Here is an 18993-nt window from a genome sequence, read left to right as displayed (position 1 = left end):
GGATATCAGGAGTTGACCTGAGTCATTGCAAAGCGCTAATGGTTTCTCCATACTTGCGCCCGCATAATTCCCCACTCTGAACCCATTGGTAAGGCTATGAGCACAGTAAATGCAAACCTGACATACAACTACAAGGTGGTGCGGCAGTTCGCCATCATGACGTTGGTCTGGGGCATTGTTGGCATGGGCATGGGCGTGCTGATTGCATCGCAACTTGTCTGGCCCTCAATGAACCTGGACTTACCCTGGACTCACTTTGGTCGGCTCAGACCTCTGCACACGAACCTGGTAATCTTCGGGTTTGGCGGTTCCGCTCTGTTCGCCACCTCTTATTACGTGGTACAGCGCACCTGTCAGGCGCGCCTGATCTCCGATAGCCTTGCCGCCTTCACCTTCTGGGGCTGGCAAGCGGTTATGGTCGCCGCCATTATTACCCTGCCAATGGGGCTTACCTCAACGAAGGAATACGCCGAGCTGGAATGGCCGATCGACATCCTGATTGCGCTGGTCTGGATCACTTACGCACTGGTGTTCTTCGGCACCATCACCAAGCGCAGCACCCCGCACATTTACGTTGCCAACTGGTTCTACGGGGGCTTTATCCTCACCGTTGCGGCGCTGCACATCGGTAACAATCTGGCACTGCCCGCCACCGCGTTCAAATCCTACTCCGCCTACGCTGGTGTCACCGACGCCATGATGCAATGGTGGTACGGCCACAACGCCGTGGGCTTCTTCCTGACCGCCGGCTTCCTGGGCATGATGTACTACTTCGTTCCCAAGCAGGCCAACCGTCCGGTTTACTCCTACCGCCTGTCCATCGTTCACTTCTGGGCGCTGATTGCGACCTACGTGTGGGCTGGCGGCCACCACCTGCACTACAGCGCGCTGCCCGACTGGGCCCAGACAGCTGGCATGGTGATGTCCCTGATCCTGCTGGCACCGTCCTGGGGCGGCATGATCAACGGCATGATGACGCTGTCCGGAGCGTGGCACAAACTGCGCACCGATCCGATCCTGCGCTTTCTGGTGGTTTCCCTGTCGTTCTACGGCATGTCTACCTTTGAAGGCCCGATGATGGCGATCAAAACCGTCAACGCGCTGTCCCACAACACCGACTGGACCATTGGCCACGTGCACTCCGGTGCCCTGGGCTGGGTAGCGATGATCAGTATCGGCGCCGTCTATCACCTGATTCCCAAGCTGTGGGGCGTGCCGGCCATGTACAGCACCGGCCTGATCAACGTGCACTTCTGGCTGGCGACGGTCGGCACCGTGCTTTACATCGTGGCCATGTGGGTCAATGGCATCATGCAGGGCCTGATGTGGCGCGCCGTGAACCAGGACGGCACCCTGACCTACAGCTTTGTTGAGGCCCTGGAAGCGTCCTGGCCGGGCTACCTTGTCCGCTTCATCGGCGGCGCGATTTTCCTCTCCGGCATGCTGGTCATGGCCTACAACACTTATATGACCGTTCGCCAGAAAGACGCCGTCGCTCTGGACAACGCGGCCGTTCAGCCGGCGTAACGGGAGACCTTCAAGATGAAACACGAAATTGTAGAAAAGAACCTTGGTCTGATGATCGTGCTGATCATCCTCACCATCAGTGGCGGTTTCCTGGCCGAAGTCGTGCCTCTGTTCTTCAGTAAGCAGACCAACGAGCCCATTGAAGGGCTTGAGCCGCTGTCGGCGCTGGAACTGGAAGGTCGAGACATTTACATCCGCGAAGGCTGCCACGTGTGTCACACACAGCAGATCCGTCCGTTCCGGGCGGAAACCGAACGCTACGGTCACTACTCCGTGGCGGGCGAGTTCGTTTACGACCGCCCGTTCCTGTGGGGCTCCAAGCGTACCGGGCCGGATCTGGCCCGTGTGGGCGGCCGGTACTCCGATGCCTGGCAGCGTCAGCACCTTTATGACCCGCGCAGCGTGGTTCCCGAATCCAACATGCCAGCCTTCCCCTGGCTGTTCGAGGATCGCGTCGACCACACCGACACTGAAGCGAAGATGAAGACACTGCAAACGCTGGGCGTGCCCTACACCGACGAGCAGATTGCCGAGGCAGCCAGCGCGGTGGAAGGCAAGTTCGAGATCGAAGCGCTGGTGGCCTACCTGCAACAGCTGGGCACAGTGATTTCTGAGAAACGGTGATCCCCATGGATTTGAACGAGTTACGCGGCATTCACACCCTTCTTGTCATGGCCATGTTCCTCGGCATCGTCTGGTGGGCGTACAGCGCCCACCGCAAGAAGCCGAACGACGAGGCGGCCCACCTGCCCTTCGACGATGACGAGGTGGAAAAGCGTACTCTTGAACAGGAAAAAACGGAGAAAAAGCAATGAGTACCTTCTGGAGCATCTGGATCAGCGTGATCGTGCTCGGTACTATTTTCGGGTGCTGGTGGTTGCTGATGGCAACGCGCAAGAGTCAGACCACCGACACCGAAACAGACCGGACAACTGGCCATTCCTTCGATGGCATTGAAGAGTATGACAACCCACTGCCCAAGTGGTGGTTCTATCTGTTCATCGGCACCTGCGTGTTTTCACTGGGCTACCTGGCGCTGTATCCGGGCCTGGGCAACTTCCAGGGGCTGCTCGGCTGGAGTTCCACCAACCAGTGGGAAACCGAGATGCAACAGGCGGATGCCCGCTACAGCGAGCTTTACGCCCGTTACGGCGATACGCCAGTGCCGGCGCTGGCGGACAACGAAGATGCGATGAAAATGGGCCAGCGCCTGTTCGCCAACAACTGCGCGGTGTGTCACGGTTCCGCGGGGCGTGGCTCCCTGGGCTTCCCCAACCTGACCGACAACGACTGGCTGTATGGCGGTGAACCGGACAATATCCTGACAACGCTGCACGAAGGTCGTAACGGCAACATGCCTGCCAAAGGTTTCATGCCGAATATGAACAACACTCAGGTTGATCAGGTCGTAAACTACGTTCTCTCTTTCAGCGACCGCGAGAAGAGCGCGGAGGCGGCCGAAGCCGGTGAGGCGGTATTTGCCCAGGCCTGCGCCGGTTGTCATGGGACGGACGGCAAAGGCAATCAGGGCATGGGCGCGCCCAACCTGACCGACAATATCTGGTTGTACGGCTCCACCTACGACTGGATCCGTGAAACGGTGGTCAATGGCCGCCAGAACCAGATGCCGGCACAGGGCGGCCGTCTTTCCGACGACCAGATTCAGATCCTGGCGGCTTACGTTTACAGCCTGTCCAATTGAGTATTCGGCCGGAACCCCGGTTCCGGCCAGGTCTGCTCACCCCTGTGTCTGCATCGCGGGCACAGGCTTGAGAAGATCTGAAGCCGCTGAGCACCCTCAGGGGCTACTTTCATCGGGAGGTAACGATGAGCAGTGAGATTCCGGTCAGACAGATTGACCCATCCTCTGACGCCTCCGACAACAAGAAAAAATCCGGAACCGTCGAGCTATACGCCAGCCGTAAAAAGATCTACGTGAAAGAGGTCAAGGGCTTCTTTCAGCGCATCCGCAATGTCAGCCTGCTGGTGCTGATGGGCATGTACTTCCTGTTCGTCTGGCTGACCCTCGATGGCCAGCCGCTGATTCATTTCGACCTGCCCGCCCGGGAGTTCCACCTCTACGGCGTCACCTTCTACCCGAAAGATTTTTTCCTGCTCTCCGGACTACTGATTATCAGTGCCTTTGGGCTGTTCTTCATTACCACGCTCTTTGGCCGGGTGTGGTGCGGCTACACCTGCCCACAGACGGTCTGGACCTTTATTTTCATGTGGGTCGAAGAGCGCATCGAAGGCAGCCGTAACCAGCGTATGAAGCTCGACAAGGCCCCGCGGTCTTCGGGTAAAGTGATCAAGAAGTCGCTCAAGCACACGGCCTGGCTGCTGATTGCTCTCGCCACCGGCCTGACCTTTGTCGGCTACTTTTACCCGATCCGTGAGCTGATCGCCGACCTGTTTACCTTCCAGGCAAATGGCTGGGCCTACTTCTGGGTGGGCTTCTTCACCGTCGCCACCTACCTCAATGCCGGCTGGATGCGTGAGCAGGTATGCCTTTACATGTGTCCGTATGCCCGTTTCCAGTCAGTCATGTTCGATCCCAACACCCGGGTGGTGTCCTACGACCCCAACCGTGGTGAACCCCGTGGCGGACGTCGGAAGGATGCCGATCCTGGCGAACTGGGCCTGGGAGACTGCATCGATTGCGGTCAATGTGTGCAGGTCTGCCCCACCGGCATTGATATTCGCGACGGTCTGCAATACGAGTGTATTGGCTGCGCGCTGTGCATCGATGCCTGCGACGAAATCATGGACAAAATGGACTATCCCCGAGGGCTGATCCGTTACACCACGGAAAACGAGCTGGAGGGCAAACCGTCCAAACTGCTGCGGCCCCGCACGTTCGGATACGGTGCCGTGCTGGCCTTGATGATTGGCGCCATCGTTTTTGTGCTTGCCACTCGTGTGCCGGCGCAACTGGACGTACTGAGGGACCGTGGGGCCCTGTTCAACTTCAACGGAGAAGGCCGGGTCGAGAATACGTACACTCTGAAAATTGCCAACATGACGGAAGTGCCCCAGACCTTCACCATTTCTGTTTCCGGCATGGAGGATATCCGGGTCCTGACCGATACCCGGGTCACTGTCGGTAGCGGAGAGAATCGTGCACTGCCCACGGTGGTGGATGTATCGCCCGAGGTGATCACCGAAAGTAACAACACCATCCGATTCGAGATCCGGTCAGAAACCGACGAGTCACTGATTATTGAAACTGAAAGCCGTTTTGTCGGTCCTACCCGCTAGCCCGTTGGCTACGCGGCGCCACCCTGTTCAAGAGATTGCTGTTATGACCGAAGAAGCTGTAAAACCCTGGTATCGTCAGCCCTGGCTGTGGTTCCTGCTGGCCTTTCCGCTGGCTTCAATTACCTGGTGCACCATCGCCATTACCGTGGCCATGAACACTGAAAACGCCATGGTAACGGATGACTATTCCAAAGAAGGCCGCGGCATCAACATGCAGATCGCCCGTGACCAGAAGGCGAAGGCACTGGGACTTCAGGGCGAGTTTGCCTTTTCCGGACGGGATATCCGGCTTACCCTGTCCAGCAGCGAGGGGCAGGCGCAATACCCCTACCTGATCCTGAACCTGTTTCATCCGACGATTGCGGAAAAGGACCAGACCGTTCAGTTCACGCGGACCGGAGAGAACACCTACCGAGCCACTCTCAACCAGGATGTCAGTGGCCGCTGGTATTTCGACCTGCGCAGTCCTGAGAACGACTGGCGCCTGAAAGGGGAAACCTCACTGCCGTCGGATAACGCCATCCAGATCGGCGCGGCCAGCCGCTGAAAAAGTGACCACACGGCCCTGTTTCCACTGCGGTGAACCGGCGGACGGCGAACCACCAATTACGCTGGAGCTTGACGGCGAACGCCGGTACTTTTGCTGCCGGGGCTGCCAGGCGGTGTGTGAGACGATCCGCGCCGAAGGGCTGGGCGGCTTTTACCAATACCGTACCGAACCTGCGGTGACGCCAAAACAGCTGACCGCCACTGAGCTCAGCCGTATCCGGGAACTGGATCACCCCCTCGTTCAGAAATCGTTCGTGGTTCCCACCAAAGGGGGCGAGGAAGCGGAATTATTGATCGAAGGCATCACCTGCGCTGCCTGCATCTGGTTGCTCGAACATCACATGGCGAAGCAGCCGGGTGTGCTGGCGTTCTCCGTCAATCACAGTACCCAAAGGGCTCGACTGGCATGGTCTCCCGAGAAGAGCCGACTCAGTGACCTGCTCATTGCCATCCACGAACTGGGCTACCGCGCCCGCCCCTATCAGGCGGATGACGCAGAGCAGGCCCTGAAGGCCGAACATCGCACCACCCTGATTCGGCTTGCTGTCGCGGGAATCGGCATGGTTCAGAGCATGATGCTGGCCTTCCCCCTGTACTTCGAGCTGGTCAGTGACCTGTCCGCAGATTTTATTGCGTTTTTTCGCTGGTTCAGCCTGCTGGTTGCGACACCGGTGGTGCTGTTCAGCGCCCGCCCCTTCTTTCGCAATGCCCTGCGGGATCTGCGCAGTCGCCACCTGACCATGGACGTTCCGGTTGCCATCGCCATCGGCCTTGCCTACACCGCCAGCGCCTGGGTGACCGTAGCTGGCGGCGACGAAGTCTATTTTGAATCGGTGTGCATGTTCACCTTTTTTCTGCTTCTGGGGCGTTACATCGAGATGCAGGCCAGATACCGCGCCGGACTCACCGGCAACGCTCTGGCCGGCTTCCAGCCCGGGGTGGCCACCCGGGTCGAAGGCGGAGACACCGACGTGGTGGCGACCCACGACCTGCGCACCGGCGACACCGTACGGGTGCGCCCCGGTGAGACTCTCCCGGCCGATGGTGTCATTGTTAGCGGCCAGTCCACCCTCAATGAGGCGGCCCTGACCGGCGAGTACCTTCCGGAAACCCGGCATCCCGGGGACCGGGTGCATGCCGGCAGTGTAAACGGCGAAAATCCACTCGAGATCCGTGTCATCCGCGCCGGCGCCCAGACCCGCCTGTCCGGAATTCTGCGCATCCTTGACCGGGTGCAGGCCGACAAGCCCCCGGTGGCCCGAATGGCCGACAGGATTGCCGGCACATTTGTCAGTCGGGTGCTGATTCTGACCCCCCTGGTCTGGGTGGGCTGGTGGCTGGCGGGCGCCGACAACGCTTTCGATATCACCCTGTCGGTTCTGGTGGTGACCTGTCCCTGCGCGCTGTCGTTGGCAACGCCGACCGCCATCACCTCCGCAACCGTCAGACTGCGTCGCTTGGGGTTCCTGCCGACCCGCGGACACACCCTGGAGTCCCTGAACGATGTGGATACAGTCATTTTTGACAAGACCGGCACCCTCACCCGTGGCGAATTGAGCCTGATTGCCACCGACGTCACCGGCTCTATGGATGCAAGTGACTGCCGCCGGCTCGCCACGGGCCTGGAGCGACACTCCGAGCACCCGATCGCGCGGGTATTTCACGGCGGCGCCGGACACACCGTGTCCGCCGTCACCAATCATCTTGGCGGCGGATTGTCCGGCCAGTGGAACGGCACACCGGTGTTTATCGGCCACAGCGAATTCATACAGCAACATACCCACGCCATCCCGCCCGACCTGCCCCGCGGGTCCGGCATGGAAATCTGGCTGGCCTCCGACAAGGAATGGCTGGCCCGTTTCACGCTGGATGACGAGCCGCGGGCGGATGCCCGCGAAACCATTGACCGGCTCCGTGCCGCAGGCATCCGAACGCTGCTGCTCAGCGGTGACCGGTCCGGTCACGTGGAGCAGATAGCCCGCCAGCTCGGTATTGATGAGGCGATCGGCCAGGCGTCCCCGGAGCAAAAGCTCGGCGTGCTGGAAAAGCTGACGGCAGACGGGCACAAAATCATGATGGTCGGGGACGGCCTCAACGATTTGCCATCCATGGCCGGAGCCGGCGTTTCCGTCGCCATGGGCACCGCTGCCGACCTGACCCAACTGAAAGCCGATGCCGTGTTGCTCAATGGACAACTGATCCAACTGGTGAACGCCATGGAAGCCAGCCGCCTGACGCGCCGCATTATCCGCCAGAACATGGCCTGGGCATTGGGTTACAATGTGCTGGCCTTACCACTGGCGGCCGCAGGCATGGTGCCTCCATGGCTCGCGGCCATCGGCATGTCGTTGAGCTCTCTGGTGGTGGTGCTGAATGCGCTCCGGCTGGGCCGGGAACGCACGGCTCGCCAACCGGATTCGCGGATGGTTGGCGCACCAACCACCTCCTGATACCGTAGAAGCGTCACCCTTTGTTTTCCGAGGTTCACCGTGCAAATTGTAATGATCCTGGTCCCAGTCATGCTGATTCTCGTGGCATTGGGCGTCGTGCTGTTCTCCTGGGCAGTCAAGAACGGCCAATACGATGATCTCGAAGGCCCGGCCCACCGCATACTGTTTGACGACGACAAGGACATGATCCCGGACGACGCCAAAACCAGCGCCGAGCGCGAACGCGACGACACTCCGACCGACACCGATGAGAACCCCCGGCACTGATGACCGACGGCCTCTACCTCAGTTATTCCAGTGCGTTTCTGATTGGCTTGCTGGGCAGCACTCACTGCCTGGGCATGTGCGGTGGCATCAGTGCATCGCTGTCAATGGCGCTGCCGGTGGGCAGGGGATTTCGAATTCGCCAGACCCTCATGCTGCTCGCCTTCAATGGCGGCCGTATCGGCAGCTATACGCTGATCGCCACACTGGTGGCGGTGCTCAGCACCAGCGCCGCCGCGCAATGGAACGAGCTGGCCCCGGTTTTACGCACTCTGGCGGGTATTCTGTTGATCCTGATGGGACTGTCCATGGCGCAGTGGTGGCAGGGTATCCGGCATATCGAGCGCATCGGTGCACCGGTGTGGGCGAGACTGTCGCCCCTGACCCGGCGCTTCCTGCCGGTTCGCAACGGCTGGCAGGCCGTTGCGCTGGGCGGGTTGTGGGGCTGGCTGCCCTGTGGTCTGGTCTACAGCACGCTTGGCTGGGCCGCGCTTCAACCTTCAGTGGGCAGCGCCGCAGCAACCATGGCTTTTTTCGGCCTGGGCACGCTGCCTTCGATGCTGGCCACCGGGTACGCGGCAACCTGGGTACGCAAACTTCAGGGGCAAAAACGCATCCGGCAGCTGACCGGCATCCTGCTGATTGCCTTCGGCCTCTGGACCCTGCCCCTCAGCCTGGTGCTCCATGGCGGACACCCCGGCTGAGCCCGTCAGATATTGAGAACGTCCAGGCGTCCAAACTCTACTGATTCCGGTTCCGACATTTCGACAGACGATGCCGACGCACCGCCGATGCGCTTGCCCTCTCGGAAATCATAAAGCGCGTTGTCGGCCAGATGCGACGGCTCGACATTGCGCAGTGCCCTGAACATGGTTTCCAGCCGGCCGGGGTGCTGTTTGTCCCAGGACTGAAACATCTCCTTGATGACCTGGCGCTGCAGATTTTCCTGGGACCCACAGAGATTGCACGGAATGATCGGGAATTCCCGCAGCGCGGCGTAACGGGCAATGTCTTTTTCGCGGCTGAACGCCAGCGGCCGGATGACCGTGTTGCGCCCGTCATCGCTGTGCAGCACCGGCGGCATGGACTTGAGCTTGCCGCCGTAGAACATGTTCAGGAACAGGGTTTCCAGCAGGTCGTCCCGGTGATGACCGAGGGCAATCTTGGTGACACCGTGCTCTTCCGCAAAATTATAGAGAATTCCACGACGTAGGCGCGAACAAAGACCACAGGTGGTCTTCCCTTCCGGCACTTTTTCCTTAACAATACTGTAGGTGTCCTTTTCGATGATGTGGTACTCGATCCCCATGGTTTCCAGGTAACGGGGGAGTACCTCTTCAGGAAAGCCGGGCTGTTTCTGGTCAAGGTTCACAGCAATCAGCTCGAAGGATACCGGCGCACTCTTCTGGAGATTCAGCAGGATATCCAGCATGGCGTAGGAATCCTTGCCGCCACTGAGGCAGCACATGACCTTGTCACCGGCTTCAATCATCGAATAATCGGCAATGGCCTGACCTACTTCGCGGCGCAGACGCTTCTGCAGTTTGTTAAGTTCCAGCTTCTTCTTGCGATCGGCATCGGATGCCGGTGAATCGGAAGGCTGAGAGAAGGCTGGATTGGCGGTCAATGCATCGGACATAAAAACACTACGTTCACAGGATTGGTGGGCACAGGATTATACGCGTGAGAAACACGCAGGGACAGGATAGCGACATGGATATGTTACAGCACACGGATGAGGCTCTGGGCAAGCGGGAATCCAACCGGATACGCAACCGCAACGCCATTCTGGTAGCCGCCCGGGAATGCTTCCGGGAGAAAGGCTACGACAACTCAACGATCCGCGATATCGTGAGAAAAACCGGCCTTGCCGCCGGAACCTTCTACAACTACTTCTCGAGCAAGCAGGACATCTTTGCGGCCCTGCTCACCGATTTCCTGAACCATCTCAATCTCAACCTGACCCACTACCGCAAGACCGCCGGTACCGGGGAAGACTTTATCCAGTCTGCTTACCTGGCGCTGTTTCGTGCCACCGCAAACGATCCGCTGGTGTACGAACTCGCCCACCGTAATGACCACGCTATTCGCGAACTGTTTGGCTCGGACATTCTTGGGCTGGCAATGCTTTCGCTGGAAGAAGACGTGCGGGATGCCGTGGACAGGGGCTTGCTGCCGAACGTTGATCAGGACTACCTGTGCGCCGCGTTTTTTGGCGCCGCTTATGAAATGAGCCTGCGTGTTGCCCGACGGGCCCACGCCGCGCCCGACAATGGCGAGCAGGAAGCAGAGGCAGCTGCTCATTTCGCGTCAACACTGTTTCTGGGCGGGCTCGGCAGGCTCAACACCCTTTCCTAACCGATCACAGTCCCCTAACATGGCGACATGAAAAAACCCATTCACACGGGCCGGGCCCAGACCGGACACCCGGACCCTGCACAGACAGACGGCAATCCAGTGCTGGATCTCCACATCCAGCACCTGCTGGTGGCAGTAGAGCACGAACTGCGACAATGCCCGGAGGGTATGAGCGAACTTGCCCTCATCAAGCGCCTGCAGGGGCAACCCTGGGAGCTGATCGGCGACGTGGCATTCGGTGAACCCGAGAAGCTCTATCCGGTGCATTTTCTGCTCTTCCATACCCTGTACCGCCTGCGAGATCAGCTTGCCGGCCAGGGAGAGACCGTCAGCATCTCTCCCTTGAGCCTGCGTCTCCAAAACTGCGCCGTGGTGGCCGGCGCGGGGCTGGCGGGCGAGGTTGACGAACTGCGCACCTTTTATCTGGATCTGTCTCAGTACCAGCTGTCTGACGAACACATCCAGTCGATGATGGACGATTTCTGGAATGGCCGGCAGCATCGTCGCCCCGAAACACAGGAGGTCCACGAGGCGGCAAACGTATTGGGACTGGAGAAAATTCCTGACAGTTTCAGCGTGGTGAAACAGCGGTTCAGACGAGCGGTCATGCGAGCCCACCCCGACCGCGGGGGCGACACCCAAGGCATTCAGAACCTGAATCAGGCGTTCGCCGTACTCAAGGCGCATTATCAATAAACAGATCGAGGACCCATTGATGGCAAGGCAAACCTTACGTGTTGCATCCGCACTGTTGTGTGCCGTCGCGGCGCTCAGCGCGCGAGCGGATCTGGTCGTACTTCAGTACCATCACATCAGTGACGCTACCCCACCGGCAACCAGCACCTCAATCTCCCTGTTCGAGGGCCAGCTGGAAATGATTGCCAGCGAGGGACTGGAGGTGGTGGCCTTGCAGGCGGCCACGGAAGCGGCGTTGAACGGGGAGCTCGCCACCCGCCAACAGGTCGCCATTACCTTCGACGATGCCTACGAGTCGGTGTATCAACAGGCAGCGCCCATGCTCGAGCAACGGGGCTATCCCTACACCATCTTCGTGAATACCGATGCCGTTGGCGGCAAGGGATACATGACCTGGGATCAACTCAAAGAGCTGAACCAGAGTGAACTGGTGACCATTGCGAATCACAGCCATGACCATGGCCACCTCGCCCGCCGAATCGACGAAAGCCAGGCCGACTGGGAGCAACGTGCCGACAACAGCCTTGACCGTGCTCAGGCGATCCTGCAGGACCGCCTTGGCATCGATGTGCCGATGTTTGCTTACCCCTATGGCGAATTCGATGCCGCATTGGAAGAGAAGCTCTCGACAAGGAACTGGATTGGCTATGGCCAGCAGTCCGGAGCCGTGGGAGCCACCTCCGGCAAAACCCGCCTGCCCCGCTTCCCGATGGCCAATGCCTACGGCCAGCTGGGCAGCCTGAAAGACAAATTGCTGAGCAAGGCACTCCCGGTGAACGCAAACGACTTACCAACCGGGGTCTCGGCTGACAACCCGCCAACACTCGAATTCAAACTGCCGGAGACCCTCAACGTCAGCCAATTAAGCTGTTTCGCCTCCGGTCAGGGTCGCATCGAGATCGAAGAAGGGGACAACGGCATCGTGCGCATCCAGGCTCCCGACGGTTTCGACAGCCGCCGGTTTCGCTATAACTGCACACACCCTGCCGGTGACGGGCGATACTACTGGCTGTCACAGCAGTGGCTGGACCTGCAACAGCCCGAGGACTGAGATCAACGCTCGTCGAGCTCGGTCAGGCTCAACTCCCCCCGGGTAACATGAGAAATCGCCCGGGGGCCCCGCTCATCTTCAATCACGGTCTGCCCCCGGACGTCTTCGTCCCGGGTAAAAATCACCAGCCAGCGTTCGCCATGCTCGGGAAAAACCGGTATGAACGCCTCGAGGAACCCACGACGGTGCCAACTCTCCGGGGTAAATTCGGCCACCAGATCCGTCACGATCCGCGCCGGGCGCATGTCACGATCGAGGAACGCCACCGAGGGCACGAAGAGCCCGTCCCTGGCAAATGATCGCAACCTCAAAATAAACCCTGTTTCGGTCTCGCCTGCTGGCAACTGCACCAGCACATATGGGCTGTCACCGGAGGCGAAACGATGAACGGGCGACGCCTCGTCGAGTGTCAGACCGAATTCACGCCCACTGTGCCTTTGTTCAACAGCGCCGGTTTCCAGTTCGGTACAACAGCGCGCCGCCCATTGCTCAAGGTAGCTCTGCTCCGCTTGCTCAATACCCAGAACGGCAAACGCGTCGGGGTCGCCACCCTCGCGAGAGGCTTCTGGCTCCGCCACGCCCCCCTGCTGGTAGATACTGGCCGGGGTCAGCTGGACAGGAGGCTTTATACGACCCTTTTCCACGGCGGAACGGGTATCGGGCTGGTAATAACTGACCCGTATGTTTCCTTCGGCATCGCGCCAACTGAAATAGGGCTGGGGTTCGCCCGGACGGATGTAACCATCCCGCTCAAGCTGGTCACCATCGGGATAGTTTTCGAGGTTGAACTCCGAATCCGCCGCCTGTTCCGTGGGCGAACCGGATTGCGCCGACGACGCAACGGTTCCGGCAGGCACGCCGTCGTTGCTCTCGGCAGAGGCCGTCTCCTCCCGCGCCGCCTCTTCCGGCTCGCGGATGATTGGCGACTGCTGCACACGCCCCTGGTCATCCACCCAGGTAAAGTATTCCTGCGTTCCGGAAGACGGGCCACCGGCGCTCTGGCACCCTACCAGCAGACTCCCTGACAGCGCCAGCAATACAACCTGGCTTCCGAATCGCTTGCTCCGCATATGCATTCACTACCTGACTGACGCAATCCGGTCGCGTCGTGACCTCAGAATTTGGTCCGGAAACTGAGCCCGGCCATCACCACCCTCAGCGAGGTCTTTACGTCCAGCCCGGCGTATGGGTTGTAGATGATGTTCGTTATATTGTCACAGTTCAGGTTACAACTGCCATTGGCGGGAACGGTTTCAATGGATTGCAGGTAGCTGAGGTTCATATCGATCTCAGTGTCCTTATCCCACTTATACCCCATACCGACACTGTAGAGGTTGGCGCCGCCAAACGGGGCCATGATCGAGCGCTGATCGTCCGGAATCACCGAGTCGCGAATCTCCACGCCGGCCCTGAGATCAAGCCGTGACGAGGCATGGAACTCCAGGCCGAAGGCCCAGTTCCACTGATCGGTAAAGCCCAGCGGCAACCGCAGAGTGCTGGGCGTGGCGTTGTCCGGCGACAGAATCCGGGCCGCATTAAGAAATTCGAGGTTACGGTCGAACCGGAACACAAAGGCATCCCACTGTTTGTAATCGGTCCAGCCCACGTCCACATTCACGGTCAGCTTTTCATGTACGTCCACGCTGATGCCGGTCTGGAAATGCTGCGGATAGACCAGATCCATGCTGACGTTGCCGGCTTCCCTGGGCGCACCGGATGGCAGGCTGAGAATGGCGGATGTGATCGCACCCAGCACGGAACCGTTCACGCTTTGCCAGAAGCCCGACCAGTCGTCGGTGTACTCGATCTCGAAAGTGCCCTTCAGGTTCATGTCGGCTTCCGAGGTGTAGCTCGCGCCCCAGGTGAACCAGTCGGTGGGCTCCCACATCACACCGAGGGTATAGGTGGGTGACAGAGTTTCCTGAACATTGATACTCAGTGCACCGATATCATCCCAGGGCCCCACGTTACCGCCACACAGAGCGAGCCAGGGCTGCAGCGGTTCATCGCCGCTCTCACAGTTAAAGGCGTCCTGCAGGACCTCGGCCACCCCCAGCAGCATGTTGGGCGCGCGCATGTACTGATCCGCCGCGATCCCCATATGGGACAAATGGATACCGGCCCCGACCGACCACTCGTCGTTGATTTCATAACCAACGGTCGGCGAAAGGTATGTGGTTCTCTGCAGCGCAGTCGCCTGCGGCATGTAGCGGCCCGGATCATCTTTATCGCGGTAGAAGCCCGCCGCCAAAGGCAGGTAAAAGGCGTTGCCGAAGGTCAACTTGGAGCCCGGAGGGTTGATGCTGATACCGGCGGAAGGCGCAACGGCCGGGCCGGGGGGCGCGCGCAGGATACCGTATCCCGGCACATACAGAGCCACGTTGTTGGTGTGACTGTGCTTGTTGGCAACCGGATCCCGCTGCTTACCAGTCAGCGGGTCGGTTTCCAGGCCCTTGATACCAAAGATCTCGTAATCTTCATCGGCGTAGAAATCGGCGTCGATGTCGAGGTAAACGCTCATCAGGTTTACCTCAAGCTGACGCCCTTCCAGTTTGGTCAGGCCCGCCGGGTTGTAATGGATCGCCATAATCCCGGGGGGATCAGCGGTCACCGCGTTACCAAGTGCCAGAGCCTTAGGATGGATCGTCAGGTTCTGCGCGAGCTGGGCCTCGGCACCACACGAGATGGTCGCGGCGATCACGGCCCCGAGAATCTGCTTCTTGTGGCTGGTCATTCCCATGGAGTCTTCCCTTCCCGTAAAACGTCAGCGGCTCCAATCACTCTTTGAGGCCGGAGAAATTAATGGGCAGAGACACTCCCAGAGAGAAGTCCGGAGCGTCCTCGGTCAGACCAACACCCAGACTGGTATTTACGATGGTGGTATCGCTCACCCGGGTGCCGAGGGAGAAACTGAGAAAACCGGTCATCTGGTCCTGGGCCACCGCCTGGTCGCCATTGGAGAACGTCAGCACCGTTTCATCGCTGTAGCTCAGCTGGGCCGAAACGCTCAGGGAAATATCGTAGGACAGTGAATAGGCAAAACCGGCTGATCCGGACAGACCAAAGCCCGGCTCCACTTTCTCCAGCAAGCGGGCACCACGGACCTGCTCAAGGCCCGACTCGGTCACGTTATAGGTGGCGCTCACGGAGCCGAACACCACCACCGGATCCAGAACCTTGGACAGGCTGGCGCCCCCACCGATGGAGTAATAGCCGCTGCCGGTGGAGAGCTGTTCGTTGATGTCGATCTCGTAGGGGCTGACACCGGTTTTCGACGTCAGGGTGCCAAAAAAGGTGGTGGACATCTTACCCGGCACATAGGCGAACGGCTGCCAGCGTGCGGTAAAGGAAATATCCCCGAAATCAGACACGTTGAGTTCGTCCTGGGTGTCGTATTTCACCACCAGGGGAACCCGCGTACCCACGGTCAGGTTATTCAGCAGGCCGTAATCGTAGGAAAAGGCGTTGGTGAAACTGTGGGTTGCCGAGGGCACGACGTCGAGATTGCGCACCGAGCCATCGCTGATGGCCAAATCCAGGCGCTGGTCGGCGGTGTAGGTGTAATCGAAGGAGTAATTGAGGGCGTGGGATCCCTTCTGCTGCAGAGAATAGTTCTTCTCCGAAGCCTGGAACACTTCCTCCAGCTGACGGGTGGAATCCTCATCCCCTTCCTGCTTTGCCAGCGCTTCCCTCGCCTGATCGACATTGCCGTCCTGGGCGATTGCCATCCCGGGCATCAGACCGGCTATCGAACAAAGGATAAAACCTCGCGTGAACCAACGATTCATCCTGACTCCCTTAATTCTAATTGTAGTATTCCTGATCCCCGGCGGTTGCGTCCGGGCCATTAATTTCGGCGGTAGTGAAGCTGCTTGCGTGTGTTCTCGACACTGCCATCCGGGTTGTTTTTCTGGCGTTCAAGCAGGTTCTGGATACGCCGGGCCGTCGACTCATGAAACTCCGGGACCTGTTGAAGGGCCAGCAGGGTCATGGTCTGGTCGTCAACAAACCGCAGGTCCTCTTCCTTGAGCTCGAGGTAATCCAGTGGCTTGTCGCTCCCCGGAAAAACGATAAAGAGCACGTTGTCGTCCCACTTCTCCTCGAACTGGGCAAGCGTGAAGGAAATATTCCCGACGGCCGGGTCCGCCAGATAAACACGTCCGTCCCTGATCGCCCGAAGCACCACGAAGTGCTTGAAGCCGGCATGCTCAATCGGAACGATGGCGGGGTGATCAAGATCGATCAGATCTTCAATGGAGGCACGGAAACCACCGGAGGGGTATCCCAGCGCGGTCACCAGACGCTTCATATCAAGCATGGAGAAGGCCCGCCGCTGGACAATTCGCTCACTTTCGCCGTAATGCAGCAGACCTTCCATCACCTGACGTTCGTTGAGCGTTCGCCCCAGATAATGATTCAGAACGGTGGTCAGTGCGGCGCTGCCACAGCTGTAGTCATAGGCCTGACGGACGATATTGCGGAATTTCTGCTCAACCAGCGGCTCGATGCTCACATCGGTCCGAAGTTCGACCGGACCGCTATCGATGTCCTGCTCGATGACCACTGCTCCCCGGTCGAACGGCTCCACCACGGTGGCTTCCTGCACCATGGTGAAAGTAAGAATGGATCCGGCCAGCACCAGCAGCATGTCAGAAGAAGTCCCTGTTATTATTAGTCATGGTCTTGCGCACGCGTTCTTGCGTTACATGTTGTTACGGTAAGATACCGAAAAGCCCTGGGCCTTAAAGATAACTGTGCCTCAAATCTGTCGCTGCAGAAGAGGCCTGACGTCATGGTTTTGAGAACTGGTTCAAGGCGAGACCGGAGCGCCGGTTACGTCAATGGCGTCCCGCGGTTTTAGCGGAAAGAAGCGGTTTCTAAAGCGTGAAGACCAACCCGAGCAGAAAGTAACTGGCGAGCGTGACCACGACGATGCCCATCAGGTTGAGGGCGAACCCCGCGCGGATCATGTCCTGAATTTTCATGTGGCCACTGGAAAATACAATGGCGTTGGGTGGAGTGGCCACCGGCATCATGAACGCACAACTGGCGGCAATGGCTGCAGGCACCGTGAGCAGAAGGGGTGAAACGTCCTGGGACATCGCCAGGGCACCGAGTAACGGCAGGAACGCCGCGGCAGTGGCGGTATTACTGGTCACTTCGGTCAGAAATATGATCACGCCGGCAACCAGCACCATCATCACAACAACCGGCAGATGACCCGCCACGCTCAGGCTTTCGGCAATCCATTCCGCCAGCCCCGAACTGCTGATGACCCCGGCCATGGCAAGGCCGCCACCGAACAACAGCAGCACCCCCCAGGGAATACCCCGGGCGGTCTCCCAGTCCAGCAAGAACGTCCGCTCCTTCGCGTTGACCGGAATCAGGAACATGGCCACAGCTGCAGCGATGGCAATCCCGGTATCGCTGAGCCAGGGCATCAGCGTGCCCGACAACAGGGGTCGGAAAATCCACGCGGCCGCTGTCGTCACGAAAACCGCCGCGACCAGCTTCTCGCCTTTCTTCAATGGGCCCAAGGCCGCAAGTTCGCTGCGGATCAGGGCGTCGCTGTCGCCCTGACCAGAGAGCCCAAAATCCGTTCTGGTCAACCACCACCAGGTCAAAGCCAGCATCCCGAGGGTGACCGGAACGCCAATCAGCATCCACTGGGCAAACCCGATGGAGATGCCCTGACTCTCATTGAGATAGGCCGCCAGCAGAGCATTCGGGGGCGTGCCAATGAGGGTGGCAATGCCGCCGATGCTTGCGGAATAGGCAATCGCCAGCAACAGCGCCGTGGCATATCGTCGCTGACCATCGGAGTTCTCGCCGCCCATCATTCCGATCACCGACAAACCGATGGGCAACATCATGATGGAGGTTGCGGTGTTACTCACCCACATACTGAGGAACGCCGTGGCGATCATGAACCCGGCAATCTGGCGTTTCGGCTGGTCACCCACCGACCTCAACGTCAGCAGTGCGATTCTGCGGTGAAGGTCCCAGCGTTGCATCGCCAGCCCCAGGGTGAAGCCTCCGAGAAACAGGAAGATGATCGGATGGGCGTAAGGCGCCGTCGCTTCGGCAGCCGTGCCCAGCCCCAGCGCCGGCACCAGCACGATGGGCAGCAGCGCTGTGGACGGAATCGGTATCGCCTCTGTGGACCACCAGGTGGCCATCAGCAGCATCAGCCCCGCCGCTGCCCAGCCGGCATCACTCATACCCTCCGGGGCCGGCAGCACCAGTGTAAGCAACAGGAACACCGGACCCAGTAGCAAGCCCGCCAGCTGACTCTTGGGCAATCCTTTTTTCCGATTATCCCGTTCGGTCAGTGCCACTCAGTCCTCTGCACACGCCACGCAGACGGTGGTGTACGGCAACACCTGAAGCCGTCGCGGATCAATCTCCTCGCCACAGCCCTCACACTCCTCGCCCACACCATGACGGATGCGTTCCAGGGCATGTTCAATCTGTATCAGCTCCGCGCGCGTTTCGGTTTCCAGGGAGTCCACCACTTCGTCGTTCTGGGTCTGCACCGCCTGCTCTTCGAAATCCTTCTCCAGAGCGCCGTCCTCGCGGTGCTGATGCGCCTCATAGCGTGACAACCTGGCTTTCAGATCCGCTCGCAGGGTTTCCAACTCGGATTGTCGGTTATTCATCATGCGCCTCCCGCCATGGCCATCGGTGATGGCTCTTTTTCCTGAGAACCCACAGTAAATCATAGGCCGGACTCTGCTTTGATGCTCGTCAAATTGGGTGCGCAACTGCCCAACGAGCACTCTAGCCCAGCACTCTCGCCGCCCGCCGCGGAATGTGGCACCATCTCGCACTTCTCACCTG

The 18993-nt window shown here is 59.4% G+C and carries 19 protein-coding genes; 12 read left to right on the top strand and 7 right to left on the bottom strand.

The features are described 5' to 3' along the window. Nucleotides 1-96 precede the first annotated feature (96 nt). The 9 genes from ccoN to DYI22_RS13900 all read left to right on the top strand — a co-directional run bounded on the left by ccoN (nt 97) and on the right by DYI22_RS13900 (nt 8752). A complete protein-coding gene (gene ccoN / locus DYI22_RS13940; RefSeq protein ID WP_213478697.1) occupies nt 97-1527 on the top strand; it encodes a cytochrome-c oxidase, cbb3-type subunit I in 1431 nt (476 codons plus the stop codon). 15 nt (nt 1528-1542) lie between these two features. Then, nucleotides 1543-2151, top strand: a complete 609-nt coding sequence (gene ccoO / locus DYI22_RS13935) for a cytochrome-c oxidase, cbb3-type subunit II (protein ID WP_213478696.1) — start codon at nt 1543-1545, stop codon at nt 2149-2151. 5 nt (nt 2152-2156) lie between these two features. Next, a complete protein-coding gene (locus DYI22_RS13930) occupies nt 2157-2342 on the top strand; it encodes a cbb3-type cytochrome oxidase subunit 3 (protein WP_213478695.1) in 186 nt (61 codons plus the stop codon). Further along, nucleotides 2339-3229 carry a cytochrome-c oxidase, cbb3-type subunit III gene (ccoP, locus tag DYI22_RS13925; RefSeq protein ID WP_213478694.1) on the top strand — a complete coding sequence of 297 codons (891 nt, stop codon included), beginning with the start codon at nt 2339-2341 and terminating at the stop codon, nt 3227-3229. Before DYI22_RS13930 ends, ccoP begins: the two co-directional genes overlap by 4 nt. 125 nt (nt 3230-3354) lie before the next feature. Further along, nucleotides 3355-4785 (top strand): cytochrome c oxidase accessory protein CcoG, encoded by a 1431-nt coding sequence (gene ccoG, locus DYI22_RS13920; protein ID WP_213478693.1) that lies wholly within the window; start codon nt 3355-3357, stop codon nt 4783-4785. A 43-nt stretch (nt 4786-4828) separates the two neighbouring features. Further along, nucleotides 4829-5332 (top strand): FixH family protein, encoded by a 504-nt coding sequence (locus tag DYI22_RS13915; protein ID WP_213478692.1) that lies wholly within the window; start codon nt 4829-4831, stop codon nt 5330-5332. Between the two features lie 4 nt (nt 5333-5336). After that, nucleotides 5337-7784, top strand: a complete 2448-nt coding sequence (locus tag DYI22_RS13910; protein ID WP_213478691.1) for a heavy metal translocating P-type ATPase — start codon at nt 5337-5339, stop codon at nt 7782-7784. A gap of 39 nt (nt 7785-7823) precedes the next feature. Further along, the gene (gene ccoS, locus DYI22_RS13905; RefSeq protein WP_213478690.1) at nt 7824-8051 is read left to right on the top strand and encodes a cbb3-type cytochrome oxidase assembly protein CcoS; all 228 of its coding nucleotides are present in this window, start codon (nt 7824-7826) and stop codon (nt 8049-8051) included. Next, entirely contained in the window at nt 8051-8752 is a 702-nt protein-coding gene (locus DYI22_RS13900) for a sulfite exporter TauE/SafE family protein (protein ID WP_213478689.1), read from the top strand. The genes ccoS and DYI22_RS13900 overlap by 1 nt, the downstream gene beginning before the upstream one ends. A 5-nt stretch (nt 8753-8757) precedes the next feature. Here the strand turns inward: DYI22_RS13900 and ttcA are convergent, their stop codons facing one another. Next, entirely contained in the window at nt 8758-9687 is a 930-nt protein-coding gene (gene ttcA / locus DYI22_RS13895) for a tRNA 2-thiocytidine(32) synthetase TtcA (protein ID WP_213478688.1), read from the bottom strand. A gap of 74 nt (nt 9688-9761) precedes the next feature. Between ttcA and DYI22_RS13890 the strand changes: the two genes are divergently transcribed. From DYI22_RS13890 to DYI22_RS13880, 3 genes are read left to right on the top strand one after another with little or no spacing between them, the layout of a single operon-like run. Beyond that, nucleotides 9762-10406: a TetR/AcrR family transcriptional regulator gene (locus DYI22_RS13890; protein WP_213478687.1), complete on the top strand. Its 645-nt coding sequence runs from the start codon at nt 9762-9764 to the stop codon at nt 10404-10406. A gap of 27 nt (nt 10407-10433) precedes the next feature. Continuing rightward, nucleotides 10434-11102, top strand: a complete 669-nt coding sequence (locus DYI22_RS13885; RefSeq protein WP_213478686.1) for a DNA-J related domain-containing protein — start codon at nt 10434-10436, stop codon at nt 11100-11102. 19 nt (nt 11103-11121) lie between these two features. Continuing rightward, entirely contained in the window at nt 11122-12153 is a 1032-nt protein-coding gene (locus DYI22_RS13880) for a polysaccharide deacetylase family protein (protein ID WP_213478685.1), read from the top strand. A gap of 2 nt (nt 12154-12155) precedes the next feature. On the opposite strand, the gene DYI22_RS13875 is transcribed toward DYI22_RS13880, so the two are convergent. From DYI22_RS13875 to DYI22_RS13850, 6 genes are all read right to left on the bottom strand, one after another. Then, complete coding sequence (locus tag DYI22_RS13875; RefSeq protein ID WP_213478684.1) at nt 12156-13223, bottom strand: MalM family protein; 1068 nt, start codon at nt 13221-13223, stop codon at nt 12156-12158. A 44-nt stretch (nt 13224-13267) separates the two neighbouring features. Then, nucleotides 13268-14893 carry an OmpP1/FadL family transporter gene (locus tag DYI22_RS13870; RefSeq protein ID WP_213478683.1) on the bottom strand — a complete coding sequence of 542 codons (1626 nt, stop codon included), beginning with the start codon at nt 14891-14893 and terminating at the stop codon, nt 13268-13270. 37 nt (nt 14894-14930) lie between these two features. Further along, nucleotides 14931-15941, bottom strand: coding sequence for a transporter (locus tag DYI22_RS13865; protein ID WP_213478682.1), 1011 nt, complete (start codon nt 15939-15941; stop codon nt 14931-14933). Nucleotides 15942-16000: 59 nt separating this feature from the next. Next, nucleotides 16001-16801 (bottom strand): C39 family peptidase, encoded by an 801-nt coding sequence (locus DYI22_RS13860; protein WP_213478681.1) that lies wholly within the window; start codon nt 16799-16801, stop codon nt 16001-16003. A 229-nt stretch (nt 16802-17030) separates the two neighbouring features. After that, a complete protein-coding gene (locus tag DYI22_RS13855; RefSeq protein WP_213478680.1) occupies nt 17031-18491 on the bottom strand; it encodes an SLC13 family permease in 1461 nt (486 codons plus the stop codon). Continuing rightward, entirely contained in the window at nt 18492-18812 is a 321-nt protein-coding gene (locus DYI22_RS13850) for a TraR/DksA family transcriptional regulator (protein WP_213478755.1), read from the bottom strand. Between the last annotated feature and the right edge of the window lie 181 nt (nt 18813-18993).

This window comes from Marinobacter lipolyticus (assembly GCF_018424605.1).
Lineage (GTDB): Bacteria > Pseudomonadota > Gammaproteobacteria > Pseudomonadales > Oleiphilaceae > Marinobacter > Marinobacter lipolyticus_B.
Note: the sequence above shows the minus strand (reverse complement) of the source record. Positions and strands in the feature narration are given on the sequence as shown.

Bases quoted from the DNA above. Each gene is read 5' to 3' on its own strand.
- ccoN (WP_213478697.1), top strand. From the start codon at position 97: ATGAGCACAGTAAATGCAAACCTGACATACAACTACAAGGTGGTGCGG.
- ccoO (WP_213478696.1), top strand. From the start codon at position 1,543: ATGAAACACGAAATTGTAGAAAAGAACCTTGGTCTGATGATCGTGCTG.
- DYI22_RS13930 (WP_213478695.1), top strand. From the start codon at position 2,157: ATGGATTTGAACGAGTTACGCGGCATTCACACCCTTCTTGTCATGGCC.
- ccoP (WP_213478694.1), top strand. From the start codon at position 2,339: ATGAGTACCTTCTGGAGCATCTGGATCAGCGTGATCGTGCTCGGTACT.
- ccoG (WP_213478693.1), top strand. From the start codon at position 3,355: ATGAGCAGTGAGATTCCGGTCAGACAGATTGACCCATCCTCTGACGCC.
- DYI22_RS13915 (WP_213478692.1), top strand. From the start codon at position 4,829: ATGACCGAAGAAGCTGTAAAACCCTGGTATCGTCAGCCCTGGCTGTGG.
- DYI22_RS13900 (WP_213478689.1), top strand. From the start codon at position 8,051: ATGACCGACGGCCTCTACCTCAGTTATTCCAGTGCGTTTCTGATTGGC.
- ttcA (WP_213478688.1), bottom strand. From the start codon at position 9,687: ATGTCCGATGCATTGACCGCCAATCCAGCCTTCTCTCAGCCTTCCGAT.
- DYI22_RS13890 (WP_213478687.1), top strand. From the start codon at position 9,762: ATGGATATGTTACAGCACACGGATGAGGCTCTGGGCAAGCGGGAATCC.
- DYI22_RS13885 (WP_213478686.1), top strand. From the start codon at position 10,434: ATGAAAAAACCCATTCACACGGGCCGGGCCCAGACCGGACACCCGGAC.
- DYI22_RS13880 (WP_213478685.1), top strand. From the start codon at position 11,122: ATGGCAAGGCAAACCTTACGTGTTGCATCCGCACTGTTGTGTGCCGTC.
- DYI22_RS13875 (WP_213478684.1), bottom strand. From the start codon at position 13,223: ATGCGGAGCAAGCGATTCGGAAGCCAGGTTGTATTGCTGGCGCTGTCA.
- DYI22_RS13870 (WP_213478683.1), bottom strand. From the start codon at position 14,893: ATGGGAATGACCAGCCACAAGAAGCAGATTCTCGGGGCCGTGATCGCC.
- DYI22_RS13865 (WP_213478682.1), bottom strand. From the start codon at position 15,941: ATGAATCGTTGGTTCACGCGAGGTTTTATCCTTTGTTCGATAGCCGGT.
- DYI22_RS13860 (WP_213478681.1), bottom strand. From the start codon at position 16,801: ATGCTGCTGGTGCTGGCCGGATCCATTCTTACTTTCACCATGGTGCAG.
- DYI22_RS13850 (WP_213478755.1), bottom strand. From the start codon at position 18,812: ATGAATAACCGACAATCCGAGTTGGAAACCCTGCGAGCGGATCTGAAA.